Annotated in this window: 14 protein-coding genes; all 14 read right to left on the reverse strand. The window is 38.8% G+C overall.

Annotation, left to right across the window (positions count from 1 at the left end; genetic code table 11):
* On the reverse strand, positions 1 to 203 hold a 203-nt coding region (locus tag UYI_RS37215; protein WP_157226395.1), incomplete at its 3' end, for a hypothetical protein.
* The gene (gene hpsJ-B, locus UYI_RS0125725; RefSeq protein ID WP_016869562.1) at positions 172 to 1011 is read right to left on the reverse strand and encodes a hormogonium polysaccharide biosynthesis protein HpsJ; all 840 of its coding nucleotides are present in this window, start codon (positions 1009 to 1011) and stop codon (positions 172 to 174) included. The genes UYI_RS37215 and hpsJ-B, both read right to left, overlap by 32 nt.
* A gap of 387 nt (positions 1012 to 1398) precedes the next feature.
* Positions 1399 to 2034, reverse strand: coding sequence for a TIGR04282 family arsenosugar biosynthesis glycosyltransferase (locus tag UYI_RS0125730; RefSeq protein WP_016869563.1), 636 nt, complete (start codon positions 2032 to 2034; stop codon positions 1399 to 1401).
* Between the two features lie 32 nt (positions 2035 to 2066).
* The gene (locus UYI_RS0125735) at positions 2067 to 2603 is read right to left on the reverse strand and encodes a pilus assembly FimT family protein (RefSeq protein ID WP_016869564.1); all 537 of its coding nucleotides are present in this window, start codon (positions 2601 to 2603) and stop codon (positions 2067 to 2069) included.
* 85 nt (positions 2604 to 2688) lie between these two features.
* On the reverse strand, positions 2689 to 3657 hold the full coding sequence (locus UYI_RS0125740) for a glycosyltransferase (protein ID WP_016869565.1): 969 nt from the start codon (positions 3655 to 3657) through the stop codon (positions 2689 to 2691).
* A 9-nt stretch (positions 3658 to 3666) separates the two neighbouring features.
* Positions 3667 to 4647 (reverse strand): hormogonium polysaccharide biosynthesis glycosyltransferase HpsE, encoded by a 981-nt coding sequence (hpsE, locus tag UYI_RS0125745; protein WP_016869566.1) that lies wholly within the window; start codon positions 4645 to 4647, stop codon positions 3667 to 3669.
* Between the two features lie 15 nt (positions 4648 to 4662).
* Positions 4663 to 5628: a hormogonium polysaccharide biosynthesis glycosyltransferase HpsE gene (gene hpsE, locus UYI_RS0125750; protein WP_016869567.1), complete on the reverse strand. Its 966-nt coding sequence runs from the start codon at positions 5626 to 5628 to the stop codon at positions 4663 to 4665.
* Positions 5629 to 5833: 205 nt separating this feature from the next.
* Positions 5834 to 6526, reverse strand: coding sequence for a pilus assembly FimT family protein (locus UYI_RS0125755; protein ID WP_016869568.1), 693 nt, complete (start codon positions 6524 to 6526; stop codon positions 5834 to 5836).
* A 39-nt stretch (positions 6527 to 6565) separates the two neighbouring features.
* Positions 6566 to 7594 (reverse strand): hormogonium polysaccharide secretion pseudopilin HpsC, encoded by a 1029-nt coding sequence (gene hpsC, locus UYI_RS0125760; RefSeq protein ID WP_016869569.1) that lies wholly within the window; start codon positions 7592 to 7594, stop codon positions 6566 to 6568.
* Between the two features lie 46 nt (positions 7595 to 7640).
* Entirely contained in the window at positions 7641 to 8327 is a 687-nt protein-coding gene (gene hpsB / locus UYI_RS0125765; RefSeq protein ID WP_016869570.1) for a hormogonium polysaccharide secretion pseudopilin HpsB, read from the reverse strand.
* Positions 8328 to 8355: 28 nt separating this feature from the next.
* On the reverse strand, positions 8356 to 13320 hold the full coding sequence (hpsA, locus tag UYI_RS0125770) for a hormogonium polysaccharide biosynthesis protein HpsA (protein ID WP_016869571.1): 4965 nt from the start codon (positions 13318 to 13320) through the stop codon (positions 8356 to 8358).
* Between the two features lie 534 nt (positions 13321 to 13854).
* Positions 13855 to 14091, reverse strand: a complete 237-nt coding sequence (gene rpmB, locus UYI_RS0125775) for a 50S ribosomal protein L28 (RefSeq protein WP_009459782.1) — start codon at positions 14089 to 14091, stop codon at positions 13855 to 13857.
* A 141-nt stretch (positions 14092 to 14232) separates the two neighbouring features.
* Entirely contained in the window at positions 14233 to 16221 is a 1989-nt protein-coding gene (gene htpG / locus UYI_RS0125780; protein WP_026086170.1) for a molecular chaperone HtpG, read from the reverse strand.
* A gap of 317 nt (positions 16222 to 16538) precedes the next feature.
* The gene (locus UYI_RS0125785; protein ID WP_016869573.1) at positions 16539 to 17615 is read right to left on the reverse strand and encodes a radical SAM/SPASM domain-containing protein; all 1077 of its coding nucleotides are present in this window, start codon (positions 17613 to 17615) and stop codon (positions 16539 to 16541) included.
* Positions 17616 to 17742: the final 127 nt, after the last annotated feature.

Genomic DNA, 17742 nt, shown 5'->3' on the forward strand with positions numbered 1-17742 from the left:
AGAGGGGACCCCCGCCTTCCCCATCTCCCCATCTCCCCATTGCCCCTAATCCCCAACGCCAGGTGCTTTATGCCGGGAAACCCGTCCACCGCACTGGCTCCTCCCTGTCGGTCGTGGGGTCCGGTGAGTTCCCCATCTCCCCATCTCCCCACCTCCCCACCCTCTAAGTTACTAGCGTGCTGTAGCTTTACGTACTGAACCACCTTGGGCAGCACCCATGCCTCTTAAACCTGTCCAGCCGATAATAATGTAGCCAATAGACAGCAATAGACTGCTCATACCAATTCGCATTCCAGATTTCCAAGCTCTTTCTTTAGCTTGTTTTTCAGCTTCTTCCTTGCTTTGACGAATTTGGTTGCGTCGTTGATTTGCAACCTGCTGTGGATCGCTTTGCTGAGCTATAAACTTGTCAAGTTCTTGAGGATTTTGTTTAGCTTTTTTGAGTACCTCTTTCACAGGTGGTGGAACATTGGGACTCTCAAGTGCTTGTTTGTACTTCTGCTCATCTTTGAGTATTTCGGTTAATTGAGCTTTAACTTGGACTTTCTGCTTTTCTAACTCAGTTTTGACTTGGTCATTGCTCAACTGAGCTTGTACCTGTGATAGTTGATTGTCCAGTTGATTTTCTGCCTGATCTGCTTGTTTGTTGATTTGGTCTACCTGTTGCACACTAGCTTGGCGTACATTATTGAGGTGCAAGGGAAAAATCAGCAAGAACATTAAGCCTAAGATACTAGATAGTACCAATGCAGGGAATCTCAGGTCTATACCAGACGGGCGGCCATCTTCCGTAATATCAGCCCAGTATCCAGCAAACAGCATAGCTAATCCCACTAAGGGTACAATCCCTCGGTCAACCAACGCTGTTGCCAAATCAATTTGCCATATGCGATTTGTAGGTTGGAAGGGAAACAACAGAATTACAAAATCCAGCAAAAAAGACAAAATTAAAATTATCCCAACCACCTTAAGTGTACGAGCAGCAGTGACAGCAGCAAAATTATTATTCATAATTCATCTCGAATCGATAAGAATGAGTGACTATTTTATGTCAAGTTACCTAAATATTGTTCCCCTATACTTGAGCAACTATTGAAAACCTGGAGTATTTTTTAGCTTGGTAGTTATTTTTTCATGTCTTTGTCAATACACCAAGGTAACACTTACGATTGAGCCTGTCCTCAGATAAATTATAGTGATCAATAATACAGAGAATTGGGTGATAACTAGGGAATTGGGGATCGGGGAACTTACCGGCCCCCACTCCCCTAAGGGGCAACGGGGATCGGGAAGACAAGGAGGACAAGGGAGATAGGGTGATGGGGAGATGGGGGAGTTGGCATTGGCAATAAGCAACAAATACCAAATAACCACCAACTACTAACCACTAACTGCTAACTAACCAACAAAAATTTGTTCCCAAATAGACAAATCCTCTGGACGGTCAACATCAGCTAAACTTGGTAAATAAGCTACTGATAAATTAAGTTGATGGCAAATAGCCACAGTTTGTTGCAAGACTTGGCAAGTTCCCCAGTCTATATCAACGAATAATTCTAAAAAAAGACGCTGCAAACCGATTAAATAATAACCACCATCTATTGCTGGCCCCAGCACTATGTCGCACTGCTGGAGTTCTGCGAAAGCTTGAGTAAGAATTTGGGCATTGACACTGGGGCAATCAGTGCCGATTATAACTGCTTGTCGCGCACCTGCATCAAAAGCATCTAAAAGCGATCGCGTCATCCGCTTACCTAAATCTCCCTCACCTTGAGACTGGTAAATCAAATCAGTTCCAAGCCAATTTTGCATTAATTCCAAATCACCGCCACTAAAACGCACTTCAACCGAGATAGCGATCGCTTTTTGCAATTCTCGAACCTTAGATAGGGTATACTCAGTCATCTGGCGCTGAAGATTTGCAGCACCTCCAGCCCCCAAAGCAGGTATCAGTCGGGTTTTTGTCAAACCTGGCTCTGGATAGCGAGTAAAAATTATTAAGTGCTGCTTGGCAATTTTTGGTGATTTCACCACGCAATATATATTTGAATTCAACCAAGAATATCTTAATAGCAATACTTACCATTTTCGTCTGCTCGAGTATGTTCTTTGGCTATTCGTATAGCTCCTAAAATTGTCGAAACGATAACGCAACGTTTTGCTTTCCCGCCATATTTACTAGATAATGTTATTCGTCCTAGTGGCGGCTTATTAACATTTCCTTCATAATCAAATTGAATTTGCCGAACACCATTTGCTTGTTGTAGTGTAGTCTCATTATCTAAGCGGATATTGGCATTGAGGTTATTCCATGTTGCATTAGCTGCATTGACACTAGCACGGTGAATTGCCCACTGAACAATACTATTTTGCTCTTGAAAGCTGACTTGCCAAGTCAATTTTTCTCTTTTCGCTTCCCGTTGGGCTTGGCGCATAGCGTCGTAAACTTCTGCTTGAGCTGCATTTAAGCGTTGAATATCTACAAAAGCTAGCCAGCTTGGTAATGCGATCGCACCCAATATACCAATTACAATAACAATAATTAAATTTTCCAATAGTGTGAAGCCACTACTAGAATGATTTTTAAAAAATTTATTGTGCATTAATTTAGACAGAGAAAAACACTAGTATTATATATTTTTATTTTCTAGTATTTTTTAGATCTTCCGGAATACACATTTTTTATTTCTATAGTTTTGTCTTTATATGTGTTAATAAAGCTGTGGATACACTAGAAGGGAAAATAATAATTAAAGCTATCTTAAATAAAAGTTTTAATTTTAAATTAGTATGATGAAATCTTGAAGAGTCATTAAAGATATATTTCCATAAAAATCTAGCTGCTGCTAAACCTTTTTTTCTATTGAAAGGTTGTTGCAGAGCTTTACACGTAAGATATTTATAAAGATTTGTCAGACTCTTTTTTCTCAGATGATTTAGGTCTTGTGTATTTGTACTGCAAGCTTTATCAAGTAATTGTAAACTTGCTTTTTCTTGTCTGGCAAGATTTGTAGATAAGGAATTAGCACTAATTCTGTATAAGATTTGTACACGTGGCACAGCTATAAAATTAAAGTTTTGCGCTAATCTGAGCCACATATCCCAATCCTGAGCAGCAGTTAAACTTTCATCAAATCCACCTAATTCAACTAATGCTTCTCTACGAATTAATGGATTAGAGCCATTTTCCAAAAAATTACTTACTAATAGCTGTTCATAAACATTTCCATTAGCAGTAATATGTGTACCTGAAAGTAAAAATTTTCCTTGTTCATCTATATAATCAGTCCAACTATAAGCCACTGCGACTTGAGGATTTGCTTTCAAGGCATTCAACTGACTTTCCAGCTTATCAGGCGTCCAAAGATCATCTGCATCCAAAAAACTTACAAATTCTCCAATCGCCTGCTTAAGCCCACGATTACGGCTAACGTTTCCACCAGCATTATCAAAGGAAAATACTTTAATTCTAGAGTCTTGAAAATGTGAAATAACTTCTAATGTTGAGTCAGTAGAACCATCGTTAATAATAATTAATTCAAAATCAGAAAAATTTTGTTGTAAAACAGATTCTATCGTATGCCTAATTGTTTTTTCACTATTGTAAGTTGGTATGATAACAGAAATTACTGGGTAAACATAACTTTGTTGATTCATTTTATATCTTTATTTTTTGTATATTTTGTCAAAGGAGCATTTTAAATAATAAAAGGGACTTATCATACTAGCCAAGTAAAACTGTATTTCAAAAATAGCTATTAGATCACTTTTAAATTTTTCTCTATATATAAATATATGGTGTAATATTCTACGCAAATTACCTAAAATACTTTTAATAAAGACTATTGGAATTTGCCAATTTTTACTATTTATTAAACGTAACTGAAAAATACATAATCCACAACCAAAAGCCAGATTTAATAAGTAATCTCTTTCGAGTCGCCAATATGGTATTTGATGAACAACATGCATTGCAGGGTTATACCAAATTTGCCAGCCTGCTTTATGTATGTACAAAAGTACTTCTGTGTCATCACCGCTAACCATTAACTTCCCTAGTCTTCCTTGAAAAATAAACCGTTTAGGGACACTCTCACACCAAGCTTGTTTACGAACCACAAGTGCAGCACCGGGAGGAAGTCTTAAAGTTGTTGCATCAAATAAATATGTTTCTTCTCCATGTTCTCTAATAGCTAGAAAAGCCTGGATTCTTTTAAAATTTGCTGGTGGATTTACTTCAAAATCACCGTGAATTTGACCACTCCAAGCGCCTGCACGAGGATTCTTTTGACCAAAACTATAAGACTGTAAAACCCAATCATTTGCAGGTAGATTATCATCATCTAAAAAACCAATAAAATCTCCTTTAGCTTCAGTTACAGCCCTCTGTCGTGCAAAAGCTATTCCCTGTTGTTTTTCTAAAAAATACTTTATGGTAAGCTTTTCTTTGTAATTTTTTTGATAATGACTGATAACCTCGGCTGTTTGATCAGAACTATTGTTATCTACAATAATAATTTCCCAGTTGAGGCATTCTACTCCTGTCTGGTTTAGGAGATGCTCTAAAACATTGGGTAAACGTTTCTCACCATTAAGTGTAGGAATAGCTACGGTAAAATCTACTTTATTAGTTAATAATGCATTCATATAAATTTATGTTTTTTATTTCTTTGCTTTTAAATAGCCATTTTTATATAGATAAAGTGGGCTAAGCAAACTGCTTAAAAGTAATTGCATTTCACAGGCGGCAACTAAATCACTTTGTAATTTATTTCTATGTAGAAGTAGGTGTAAGAAAATTTTACGCAAGTCATTGATAATGTAAGCAAAAAAAACAATTGGTTTATACCAAGGTTTGACATTCAACATTCTTGTCACATAACGACTAAGTCCAATTCCTCGAAAAAATGGTATTAAATAGTCTTTTTGTAATCGGTTACTTGTTATTTTGTGATAAATTTCCATCTCTGGGTTATACCAAATTTCCCATCCTTTTTTTTGGATATATAACAACATTTCTAAATCTTCACTGGTAAGCATATTGTCAGTAATTCTACCAGTTAAAATAGGTTTATTTGGTACACTCTCTAACCAAGCTTGTCGGCGGATAACAAGTCCAGCAGAAGGAGGTAGTAATTTTTTCTTTGGTTCATACAGTAGCGGTAAATTTCCTCGCTCTGTAATTGCTAGAAATGGGGCTATTCTTTGAAAGTTTTCAGGTGGTTTTACTTCCCAGTCAGGATGAATTTGACTGCCATAAGCTCCTACTTTAGGATATTTTTGACCAAAACTATAAGCTGCGGCTACCCAGCTAGATAATGGATAATTGTCATCATCTAAAAACCCTATTAACGTACCTTTTGCTTCTGTAACTGCTTTTTTACGTGCGTAAGCTGCTCCCTGTTGAGGTTCAAAACAGTACTTTAAAGGATAAGGACATTGCCAATTTTTTTGATAGTTTTGAACAAGTTTAGCTGTATCATCAGTGCTGTTATTATCTACAACAATAATTTCCCAATAAAAATGTTCAGTATAAAGTTGATTTCTAAGTCGTTCTAAGAGTTCAGGTAAACGACTAGCACCGTTGTAAGTTGGGATAGCTACAGTGAAGTCTATACTCTTATTCATAACGGTAAATTTATATTTAGTGAGGTAATTTTGTTACTTTAAACCACTGATATTGTAAATTTAACAGGGCATACTATATGGCTAATCATTGACTAGTAGCAAAAAATTTGCCATTCATGTTTCAATTTTGCTATTAATGAGCAGTTTTATGTTCAGTCTTTTTATGTAATTAAATATAAAATTTTGTACACATATAATTTCAAATTTAATTACAATTACCATCTTTCTCAGTAAGCATTGTTCCTAACAGAGTTTTCACAATGACACATCTCTTGACATTACTAGCAGCTACAACAACTTTCAAACCTGGTGTTTCTGTCGAACCTGTTGGTGGTGTTCCTAAGTTTGCATTTGCTAGAGTACCCATATAGTCAAAGGTTATTGTTTGTGGTGTGTTTAAATAGTTGGGATTTGAGTTAACAGAAGTACCAACAGTATTTTTACTAGTTAAATTTGTCAATAGTATGATTTGCTGAGATTGTATTCCTAAATCTCCACCTAATGGTTGCCAACGGTTATTAGCTACAGAAGAAGCAGTTTCAGAATCAGGATGAATAACAATTTTAGGAATCTGGTTCTCAACTTTAAAGCTGACACTGTAGCTAAGTTTTTTCTTTTTCGCTTCTCGCTGTGCTTCCTGTAATGCGGTTAACACAGCATCATTAGCCTTGTTTACACGCTGTCGGTTAATAAAAGCAAGCCAGCTAGGAACTGCGATCGCTGCTAATATTCCTACCATCATAATCACCGCAATTAATTCCACGAGGCTAAAGCCAGCATCTTGATGGGTGGGATTAGATGCGTAGCGGAGTCTCTTTACTAAACTTCGGTGCTTTGATGTTTCTAAGATATATTTGTTATTCACTTTTTTTATCATCAATAAAGCTGCACTGTGCATATTATCTGTATGAATAATTAGCTAGAGGAGTAAAAAAGATTATTTAGTAAATAAAAATCCGCGTCCTTGAGCCCGAATACTCGCAGTTGGAAAATAATTTTTTCGGCTATCGTTGTAGGCTAAATTATTGTTTTGTATACGAGCAAGTGCATTACCTCTTAAGTAAACTTGTGCTAATACTTGCTCGGCATCAACACAAGCAAAAAATCCACCGCTTAGACTTCCTACAAGTTTTGGGCTAGCGTTTGTACCAGGACAAACACCAGCAGTATTGGTGGTAATACTAGGGCCAGTAGTGCTAATGAAATCAACTAAAGTAACTACAGGAGTATCACTCCCGTAATTTTCAGATGCACCTAATGAAGTCTGCCATTGGTTCATTCTTTCCTTGAGGGTAGCACCGCTAACATTGTCTGAAAGTGGCGGTGGATTAAACCCAGTGTCAGGGTCATTTCCCTTGTCATTAGCATAGAGGGCGTTTACTTTACCCCGAATTTGAAATCTTCCAATTCGTGCTTCTTTCGACCAAGTAGAGTTGGAATTATTTGGATTAGTGATTAAGTAATATGCCACTAATGAATAAGCATAGCCATCATCTGTTTGAGCCTCACTAGTTTGAGTCTCAGAGGTAATCCCAACACTATTAGCTATAAACTCCCGCTTCCAAAAGACAAGTATTGGTGTGCAAACACTCGGATTGCTAGCGCTGGTAGAACTACAATTAGGTGCAGACTTGACAGGTGGTATTTGATCTCTGATACCCCAAAGGGTCTTATTTGTATTACTTTGGTCTCTAGTCACCCCATCAGCATCATAAATGTAGACTGCCTGTTGCAAGTCCCGTGCTATATAATCAAGTGCAGCTTGAATTTCTTGCTCAGAATTCGTCTTTGCTTGTTCTTTGCGATCGCTATCCATTATGTTAATCATAAATGCCATTAAAGGTGTTATGACTAACACAGCTAGCACCATAGCTACCAGCAGTTCTATGAGCGTAAAGCCGTTTGTTTGATTGTTTATTCCAGAGCTTTTTAATTGAAGACTCAAAATAAATTTTAATAATCTCATCATGCTGCTGTTTTACTTTTGTTAATAGATACTTAACAATCAACATTCAATTGCAACCACCAGGAAAACGGGCGCAAAGGTCACTGTATTTAGGGACAATATCACTGATATCTGCTGTCATTTCCACTAAAGGTGCTGTACGTTGACCAGCTCCTCCTGTGAAAGGATTTTGTGCAGTCTTGGTTGTGGAAGTATTCTTTAGTAGAGTTGTGTTTCCTTTAAAAGCGTCGGCTCTATACACTCTCACTCCTAAAGCGTATCCTGTGGTGGCATTGTTATTATTAGGGCGAAAAGCCTGCACAACCATATCTGTAATACTTGTACTTTCGCAGCTACCAGTACTATCAAAATCTACGCAATACAAATTGGTTGGTGGTGTGGTTGAGGTCGATGTAGTTGTGCAGTAAGAGTTTGCCGTACAGTTAAAGCTAGACCCAGTTGTGGGGGCATCAAATGCTGATAGGGTGGTAGTAGTGGCTGATCCTGCTGGAGCTGAAATTCGCTGAGTCCTCACCCCATCAATGTATGATCTAGCAGCTTGGGTTGCCAATTCCACCCTTCGCGATTGTACGCGAGTTGCCACAGATAGAGAAAGCACGGGAGCGATCGCTGCTAGCAAGATACCAACCACAATTATTGCCACTAAAGATTCAACAATTGTGAAACCCTCTTGATTAGGGTACGAGTCATCAGCCTGTAATCTTCGTATACTAGCTTTTTTGCCAAATATCATGACAATTACCAATATTTAAAGCAATTTTTTAATCATTTGGTATGGATGGACAGCCACTGGGGCGATATTCATTAGGAACAGCATTTACGTAAGTAGTACCCGAACCAGGCTCACCAGCACAGAGTAATGTTTTTACCCAAGGATCATCGCGACCGACTTCCCTAAAGAACTCATTCGGACGACCTATCGGAGGCGAGGTAAATCTTTGGGCAAATAAGTCTGGTTGCTCTGATAATATTCCGACATCAAACCCCCATTTACGAGTTGGCGGTTCATAGAAAGGTGATGTACCACCATTATTTTGGGCTGGGTAAGTGTCTAATTGGTAATCAAAAAGGCTAAGATCACCCAGAGTAGTAACACTAGCACCGTTATTTGCATTTCTAGCTTTAAAAATTGGTGTGAACGGTGCTGTAGCGTAGGTACTCCGTTGTAATTGAATAAAGCTACCACTAATTTTGGCTGTGTAACCGTCCCAGTTTTCTAAGAACCGCACCAGATTTTGCAAACCTGCTGGTTCTTCATCAGGCCTGCTAGGACTATTTCCTACTACAAACGTTGCATTGAATGTAGTGTTGGCATTAGCCTGTAATAGCCATCTATCCTTAAACTCTGTTTGTGTTTCTTGTGTTGTTCCATCTTGCCTAATAGCAGAGCTATTCTTTGCGTCATGAATCTGCAAAACAGGTACTAAGCGTGGCTGTCCATCCAAATCGGGATTACCATCACCATCAGTATCAATAGGAGGGTAATAGAAAAGAGATTTGTTATTTGCGTATGACACTTGCGTTATATCTCCGGGATTAGTTGAGCTATCTGTCGATCTAAACCAGAGGGAACTACTGTTGCTTATCTGTCTACCGTAATTGGTGTACTGTGCTGGACTACTGGCGTAGGTACATCCATTATTGGCAGGAGTATTACCAGTAACATCCACAGGACAACCTATTCCCATAGGTTTGTAGATACCAGAACTGGTTTCAACCAAGTTGTTGCCGTTACGTGCAAAGGCAACCCGACGAGGATAACGCCGATCTGCTGCTACCAAAGCTGGTTTATCACCACCTGTATCACCTGCCCCAAGTCTGTCTCTAATGCTCTTACTATTACCAGAACTCGTGAAAACAGACGTCCAATTCAATTCACTATGAGTGAGTATGTTGTCAGCACCAGCTGGATTAGAACCTCTCGCAGCAACTATGGCTCTCCCCAGCTGATATGTCTTAATATTTTTCTCTAGATCGTTGCTATCTACTGTTCCATCCCCATTAACATCAAAGGAAACTGGATCATCTAAGTCATTGTCCCCATTAATATCAAAGCCGACCACCCAATCACCTGCTTGGCATTCTGAAACCAACTCCTTACGACAAATTTCCATAACATAAGTAGGTATGCTATTAACCCGTCGCTGGATTGGTGTAATACCGTTGAGGGAGTAACTACCTAAAGTGGTTCTAGGGAAATTTGGATTAGGAAAATTCGTAGTATCTCCATTTGGCTGCCACCAATTTGCATTAGTGGCGAAATAATTTTCCCAAAAACCATTTTTTAGACGAGTTGTTCTTCTGGCATCAGTAGTATCAACTGCAATGCCAGTGTTATTGTTCAGGTCATAATCACCTTCACTACGAACACCATCTGCAAAAGTGCCGGACAGCAAGGTCATAGCATCGGCAATGATTGTCGCTGGTCGCCAATAGTCACCATTACCATTAGTGCTAGAACAGCCAGTTCTGTTTATACGACAAGCAAATCTGGTATCAGGTTGGGAGGTTGCACTACCACTACCACGAGAATAAAAGTTAGAAGTAGAAACTGTGTTATTACCTGAACTCGCATCTGCTACCAATTCAGTAAATTCTTCAATCTCAGTAGAAGCACCTATGCTTGTTTGGTGCAAATTGAACTTACCTTTGATATATGCTGGCAAATTAGAAACTAGAATGAGACCCTTTTCTCTGGCGTTGAAAGCATTATTGTTAGTGCTAAGGCCTCTTGCCAAACTTTCACCATTCCACAAACGAATGCCATTAGGACGACGAGTCGGGTCAAGCTTAAAATCAGTTGGACTAAGTAGCTCTGATTCAGCAGTTGTATCACTAGAGTCGCGTAGTCCATCATCCCGTGTAGCATAAATAATGCCACTATAAGGTAATAAATACTCAACAGTTGAGCCACTAGAAGTAAATGGTTTGCCGGCAAGTGAACCCAAATCAATGTCAGTGACTCGAATTTCTAAGGGTTGACGCTGTTCAAGGTCTAGGTCGTAGTTAGTTGATGAGCTTGATGCACTAATCTGCTTTGCTTCTCTACCATCTAGGAAAGATGCTTCTTTGATTGCACCATGTTCAGGCTTGTTAGTTAGAGTAGTGGCGAAAGCGGTTTCATCATTCAGAATTGAAATAGCACACAGTGCCGTATCAATTGCAGAATAATCAGCCAGTTGCAAGCCAGTAGTAGGGACTGAACTGGGTAGTGTGCCACTATTAGCAGCTTTCATCTTTTGCAGAGCATCTTGTAAAGGTTTATTAACCCAACGCCCATTGGGAAACCTTAACTTTGCCTGTTGCTCTAGACGAACTTTGTTATTGTTAAAAAAAGTGCTTCTCCCATCCGTAGGGTAGGCATAAACAATGCCGTTATTAGACTTGCCACCAGCAGCAGCATTCCAAGGTAAATTGGTGGAACCACCAATTCCAGTTTTATTCTTACTTGTGGTTGCATCAGTAGGGTCGTAGTAGGTACTTACACAAGCAATAGGAGTCTGAGCAGTGCCATAGTTGTCTTTGTAGTGATACACAGCTGTGGCGCGCATTAGTAGATCGCCTTTGAGATTGGCTTTGCTGGGATCTGGGCTTGACATGGGCATAGTGTCAGGCCATACAAATATATCACTTGCACCAGGAGTAACATTTGAAGCTGGAGATGGAGCTGGTAAAAAAGAATTCAGATCGCGAGGATAAAAAGGGCCAGTCGTTGTATTTACGGTATTACCAGAACCATCAACATAGATCCCAGCACCAGTAACTATTCGTACTCCACCCACACTATCCAAATCATTTGCAGGATTCTCTGCTGCTTTTTCTTCCCAAAAGCCATTCCGATCTGATATACCCAAGTCTGCAAGAGCTTGAATTTGAGTATTACGCCATCTCTGCTGAGTAGTTGGGTTAGTCCAGTTAACAGCACCACCACTACTGTTGGTAATTAACTGGTTAGCATCTGAGCCAACAAACTTGCCATCTTTTAACCACAGAGCAGGTAGATTATTACCAACAAGTATGCGATCGCCCAAATAGCTTTGAATCCCTTGTTGCTTTTGTAAAGTTGGGTATGTTGCCTGCAATTGAGATGTAGTCAGCGTAATACTTGTTGCGCCATAGAACTGGTTACTACTGTTGACTGGTTCTCTCCATGTTTGCTGAGGTTCTAAGTTGGCAGTAATAGCGGTATAGCCAGTTGTTGCTCCGGCTCCTGTAGGATCTGATACTTCAGCAAAAGGTACTCTTCGTGTACGATTTCGCAGATAAATTTCTATTTCATCTGCCAGTACTTTTTTAGCTGTAGCAATGTCATCAGCACTATCTACTTTGGCAGCAACATTCTTTTTAACATCCTCTGGATAACCACTAGCAGCAACATTAGTTTTGAAAGTACTTGTAGTGGTTGCGCTTTGACATGATGAGCATAAACCAAGAGCAGTAGTCTTCATCGCAGCAATGCGTTGATTGTATGCCGCATCGTTGAATCCGATTTGTGAACCACCAGAACTGTTTGTAGATCTGTTAGTGCTGCTAATGGATTGACCTTCATTAGGGTCATTCTCGAAACCGTTATAAAGGTCAACAACTATAGATCCTTGATTAGTGGTATGACTAACGTTTCCAGTTCCTACATTACCACCAACACTAACTTGTCCATTTTCTTGGTTATAGAAACAGGAGTATTTACTACTAACTTGTCGTAACTTTATCTCACCACCAGAATTAGTTTCACCTACAAGTAAATTGCCATTAGTGTGAATTCTTCCATTGAGTAATAATTTTGTAGAACCGACAATAATTTCCAAATCATTCTCAAACCAAACAGCATTATTTGGTAGGGGTATGCGACTGCGATCTTGTTGAAACTCTAACGCAACAAATCCTTTATTTCCTTTATAGGTTTCGTACTCTGTTGAACTTAGGCTACCTAGATTAGTAATAGGTACATTAACTGTATAAACAAAAAAGCTTTTACCCAGATTACCACTTTGCAACTTATACCAACTGGAATTGCCCACTAAGCTAGAAAAACCAGCAGCATTTATACACTGGCTTGTTGAATCACTATCCATTGGTGGAGTTCTAGCTTCCAAGGGGTTTCGTTTACGATTAAACTGCCCTGTGGTAGAGTCTCTACTTGGTGAACGGAAGTAGATGCCATAGAGAGTAAAAGTATCTTTTTTGCCGTTATTATCTGTATCTACAGCATATTTCCAAGCTGATTTGAGTGTTTCATCATTCTCTAAAATAGAAGTGTTTTGCTGTATATTTGGAGTACCATTAATAAAATCATAAGCTAGCTTTAAACGAGTTTCATCACCCAGCCTATATTTATCTTTTTTTAGAGCATCATATAAAGCGCTATCGGATGGAGTTCCTCGTGGCAATGTTGGATCTTCTAATAGAGCATCTAATTTCGCTCTCGCACGATCAATTGCTGGTGTTGCAGCATTAAGAACAGCCTCATTCACACGGACATTACTGGCATTTTTCGAGCGTTCAAAAGACCGAAATAAAATCGCAGTTGTTAATAAAACAACTACTAGCGATACCATTGCTACAGTTGGTAAAACAAAGCCAGCATTTAACCAGTTTGATTGTTTCCTACTAATTAAATAAGCTCGCAGTAACCATAAAATTTGCTCTTTAATTACAGATGAAGAACCTTGAAAAATTTTTTGGTATAAATTTTTTATTGCCTTGACTAACTCGCGATTTGGAGACATAGCCCACTCCCCTGTCAAGAATTAAATTTTTGATTATGAAAAGTTCCTAAAATTGCAGATTCTGCCTTGCTCTTAATAGTGTTAGCAAAAGCAAGTTTTTTTATGCAACTACTTCTGGAAATCTTAGGCTGATGATAATTCTAGTAGTAGCAATAAGAATGTATTAAATTAATGTCATTAGAACTTTTTGCAGCTTTTCTACACATAACAAATGGCTATTGAAACAACTATTTTATAGCCTACAAAGAATAATAAAGCCATAACTTCACATTCGGTTTGTAGGAATATTTTTCAAATTTCAGTCACTTCATAAAAGATGTTGTAAGCAAAGTAAGCTTATACTACCCACTTTTTCTTGAAAACTTATCAGCTAATAAAAAATAATATTAAATACTTAAAAACCTCCCTGTTTTAGGAAGGTTGTACGAAAATATACTGATTTTTTGATATTATACACTTTCACTTTTTGAATGAAGTGAGGTATAACCTCACTTATGAAATTCCCAGCCGCAGACTGGGAAATAACACTCACTGTTAGTAATGATTGAGATTAATCCCTGCTTCTTTAGCCATAGCTGCTAAACCTTTTTTTTCTAAGGTTTTGATAGCTTTGGTAGACAATTTGAGTCTCACCCAACGATTACCTTCAGGCCACCAAACGCGCTTGCTTTGCAGGTTGGCATTCTGAATACGCTTAGTGCGGCGGTGGGAGTGGGAAATTGCAAAGGCGTTATTGGCCTTTTTGCCAGTTAAATCACAGCGACGAGACATAGGAGAATCTCCGATTTATTTTGAACACGATCTTTTATTGTATATCTGCTTGCGGGTAGTGGAGATAAGGTAAAGGTATTTGTGAGTATTTTTTCCTTTCACCTTTCCCCTTTACCCTTTCCCCATCTTTAAATATGGGGGTTACTTAGTTGCTTGTTCTGTCAACTTCGTTAAAACTTCATTAGAACGTTCAACAAAGCCTTTCATTCCTTCAGCATCAAACCCTTTTTGAGACATGAGCGCCAAATCATAAATATGTTGGCAAATCATATTGACTAACTGACCTGTGGGTGATTCACCTCCACCCTGAATAATACTACCTTGATTAAGGGTCGCTAAGTTCTGAATCAGGGGGTGGCTAGTATTTACCAGTAAAATATGCTCTTCAGGAAACTCTACCATTTGCTGCTGCATAAGTGCATTCATTTCCCGGAAGCGACGCAAAATCTCTGGTAACAACACCATTGCCGGAGGTGTGCTTTGGGGATTATCTGATTTTAAGGCTTCGGTACGGATATTTAATTTAGGTTTGTTGAGGGCTTTCTCGAATAACTCCTTAATCACCTCGCCACGGGTTTTATTTGTCTTGGGATCTACTATCTCTGTAGCTTGATCTTTATCTAGGAGAGTCTGATCTAAATCAGAGTCTACCCGTGTAAATTTGACATCTTGGAATTCGCGTTCGAGGAAATTGATAAAGTGGGTGTCGATGAAGGAGTCCATAAACAGGACTTCTAACCCTTGTTTTTTGTGAAGTTCAACGTAGGTGGCTTGTGCTGCTTCATCGGTACAATAGAAAACGCGGTTTTGATGGCGTTCTTTGTTACGTTCTAAATATTCTTTGAGGGTTGTGTATGATCCCCCCTCAGTTCCCTCTGCTGGTGGAGAAGGGGGAGTGACATCTTGCCAAGCGTCTTCGCCTTCGGATTGTACTTGTACGGCTGGAGTTTCAGAAGCGGTTTGGTTTGATAGCTTGGCTGTAGTGCGGAAAATCAGAATGTCTTCGACTTGCTTTTTGAACTTTTCATCGTTCATGACCCCGAATTTAACGAATGTGCCGAGGTCTTTCCAAGCGCTAATATATTGATCGCGGTTGTCGCGGTAGAGTTCTTTGAGGCGATCGCCTACTTTTTTGGCGATGTAATCACCGATTTTCTTGACAGTGCGATCGGTCTGCAAAGCACTGCGTGATACATTTAGAGGAATATCACTGCTATCAATTACACCCCGCATCGGCAAAAGAAATTGGGGAATAATTTCTTCGCAGTGATCGCTGACAAAAACTTGATTGCAGAATAACTTAATCTGTCCTTTGGTGACATCAACATCCGGTCTTAGTTTCGGAAAATACAGAATCCCATTGATGATAAAAGGATAATCTGTATTCAAATGCACCCATAACAGGGGTTCTTCTTGGAAAGGATAGAGGTAGCGATAAAACTCTATATAGTCTTCCTTACTTAAATTACTGGGAGACTCACGCCAGGGTGCTTTTTGCCGATTTAACACCTCGCCATCCAGTTTAATTGGCACTGGCATGAAATCGCAGTAAGTCTTGACAAGATTTTTGATGCGTGCTGATTCTAAATAATCTAGTTCTTCCTCCATCAAATGGAGAGTAATTGTCGTACCACGAGTCGTACGAGGTGATTCTTCTAGGGTGAACTCTGGCGAACCATCACAAGTCCAGTGAACAGCCTGCGCTCCTTCTTTGTAAGATAGGGTATCAATCTCGACTTTTTGCGCCACCATAAAGGAAGAGTAAAAGCCTAGACCAAAGTGACCGATAATAGGCTGGTCAGATGTGCTTTTATATTTCTGAATAAATTCTTCGGCGCTAGAGAAAGCAACCTGGTTAATATACTTTTTCACCTCATCTGCTGTCATCCCGATACCGTTATCGGTGATGGAGAGGGTTTTATTGTTTTTGTCTATAGCAATTTGAATTTCTGGTTCAGCGATATCGCCAGAGTATTCTCCAGCACGAGATACCATGTTTAGCTTCTGGATGGCATCGACGGCGTTGGATATTAACTCCCGCAAGAAGATTTGGTGATCTGAGTAAAGAGACTTCTTGATAATCGGGAAAATATTTTCAGTATGAATACTGATGGTTCCTTGTTCTAGCATGATTGGTGATCTTCAGTGCAAATGTTTGAATATTGAATCTGGCAAACATACCCTAGTCCTCAGCTTCCAGGGTAAAGCCGAAAGCAATAGGACATTATACCAAGTAGAATTTTAAAGCTATACCTAAGGCGATCGCTTCTTTTTTCAGCACTGTTTGCCCCCAAACGATAATTCGGATTTCCCTACTCGCTGAAGAAGATTTGTGAAATTGTATGATATTGACAGGAATATCAAATGTTCTTGACTTTAAGTGTCATTGTAAGTAAAAAAACTAATTAATATAACTGCCGTACTGAAGAGATCATGAAACCACCAGTCTAATCTTCACTCCAATGCTGCATAGTAGAAATACGGGAGTTTCTTTTACGGTAGTTATAAACACTGATATACCAAGTACAACGCTTACAAACATCAGGAAAATCACCATTTTCCTGACGATTAATCAGTTCTTCAATTCCCTGTCCCGACCAAATTTCTGGTAGTGTAGATTCTTTGAGATCACCTATAATCAGTTCTGCTTCGACATCACGACAGGCACAGGCATTCACTTTACTATTAGCAAGAATAATTGGCTTCATGTATAGCAATTCACAAGCGCCTCGCTTGTATGGTTGAATGACTGGTTCTAGACCTACCCGCTTTAGTTCCTCATCTTTTACCTTACCAGCCCAGCTATCATAAGCATTGATAAATTGAATATTAATTATTTTCTCATTTTTCCACTGATTAAACTTTTCCCACAGATCACCAGACCATTTTGTAGGTGGACAACGTAGTGCGATAGTTAAACCAGTAGAGGAATGTAATTTCAACTTTGCCTCAATGAATGCTTTTATGTTTCGGCGGACAATATCAAATCGATCAACGCCCATGATTGCTTTGTAAGTCTCCCGGTCAAATCCACCCCAAGAAACATAAATATTTAGTTTTTCTCCGTAAGTAAGAAGCTTTTCACTCACTTCTGGCTTCATCAAAATCGCATTTGTATAGAAGTAAAATCCTTTAATGTGTGGTCGACTATTAAGATTGTCAAGTCTCTCAAAAAGGTAACGATCTACAAAAGGATCACCAACTATTGGTGTCAAAGACACATATTGACCACCCATTGCTACATACTCATCTAATATTCGTCGAAATTCTTCCATAGGCATTATTTCCTTTCCTCTTTCCATTTGTGGATAAGCACAGAAAGTACATTTTGCATTACAAATGTTCGTGCCTTCAATATGGAGATTTCTGGGAAGATTACGAATCAATTTTAATTCTTGCTGAGTTTCAGACCTTCTAAAATGGAAATAGTACTCAGTGACAATTACATCAAGTAAATATTCAATTTTAGGCTTCAATACACTCTTCAAATTCTGAGGTATTAATCTTTTGATTACATTATACATAAATTGCACCTACGTATTTATAAAAATCAAAAATATACTTATTAGTATCTACATCAATACTTTTTATAAAAAATAGATGAATTGCAAATATATTTTTGCCTAAAAATCCAGTTAAGCAAAAACAAAA

Source organism: Fischerella muscicola PCC 7414 (genome assembly GCF_000317205.1).
Lineage (GTDB): Bacteria > Cyanobacteriota > Cyanobacteriia > Cyanobacteriales > Nostocaceae > Fischerella > Fischerella muscicola.

Excerpts from the sequence above, each read along its gene's own strand:
- hpsJ-B (WP_016869562.1), bottom strand. The coding sequence starts at position 1,011 with ATGAATAATAATTTTGCTGCTGTCACTGCTGCTCGTACACTTAAGGTG.
- UYI_RS0125735 (WP_016869564.1), bottom strand. The coding sequence starts at position 2,603 with ATGCACAATAAATTTTTTAAAAATCATTCTAGTAGTGGCTTCACACTA.
- UYI_RS0125740 (WP_016869565.1), bottom strand. The coding sequence starts at position 3,657 with ATGAATCAACAAAGTTATGTTTACCCAGTAATTTCTGTTATCATACCA.
- hpsE (WP_016869566.1), bottom strand. The coding sequence starts at position 4,647 with ATGAATGCATTATTAACTAATAAAGTAGATTTTACCGTAGCTATTCCT.
- hpsE (WP_016869567.1), bottom strand. The coding sequence starts at position 5,628 with ATGAATAAGAGTATAGACTTCACTGTAGCTATCCCAACTTACAACGGT.
- UYI_RS0125755 (WP_016869568.1), bottom strand. The coding sequence starts at position 6,526 with ATGCACAGTGCAGCTTTATTGATGATAAAAAAAGTGAATAACAAATAT.
- hpsC (WP_016869569.1), bottom strand. The coding sequence starts at position 7,594 with ATGAGATTATTAAAATTTATTTTGAGTCTTCAATTAAAAAGCTCTGGA.
- hpsB (WP_016869570.1), bottom strand. The coding sequence starts at position 8,327 with ATGATATTTGGCAAAAAAGCTAGTATACGAAGATTACAGGCTGATGAC.
- hpsA (WP_016869571.1), bottom strand. The coding sequence starts at position 13,320 with ATGTCTCCAAATCGCGAGTTAGTCAAGGCAATAAAAAATTTATACCAA.
- rpmB (WP_009459782.1), bottom strand. The coding sequence starts at position 14,091 with ATGTCTCGTCGCTGTGATTTAACTGGCAAAAAGGCCAATAACGCCTTT.
- htpG (WP_026086170.1), bottom strand. The coding sequence starts at position 16,221 with ATGCTAGAACAAGGAACCATCAGTATTCATACTGAAAATATTTTCCCG.
- UYI_RS0125785 (WP_016869573.1), bottom strand. The coding sequence starts at position 17,615 with ATGTATAATGTAATCAAAAGATTAATACCTCAGAATTTGAAGAGTGTA.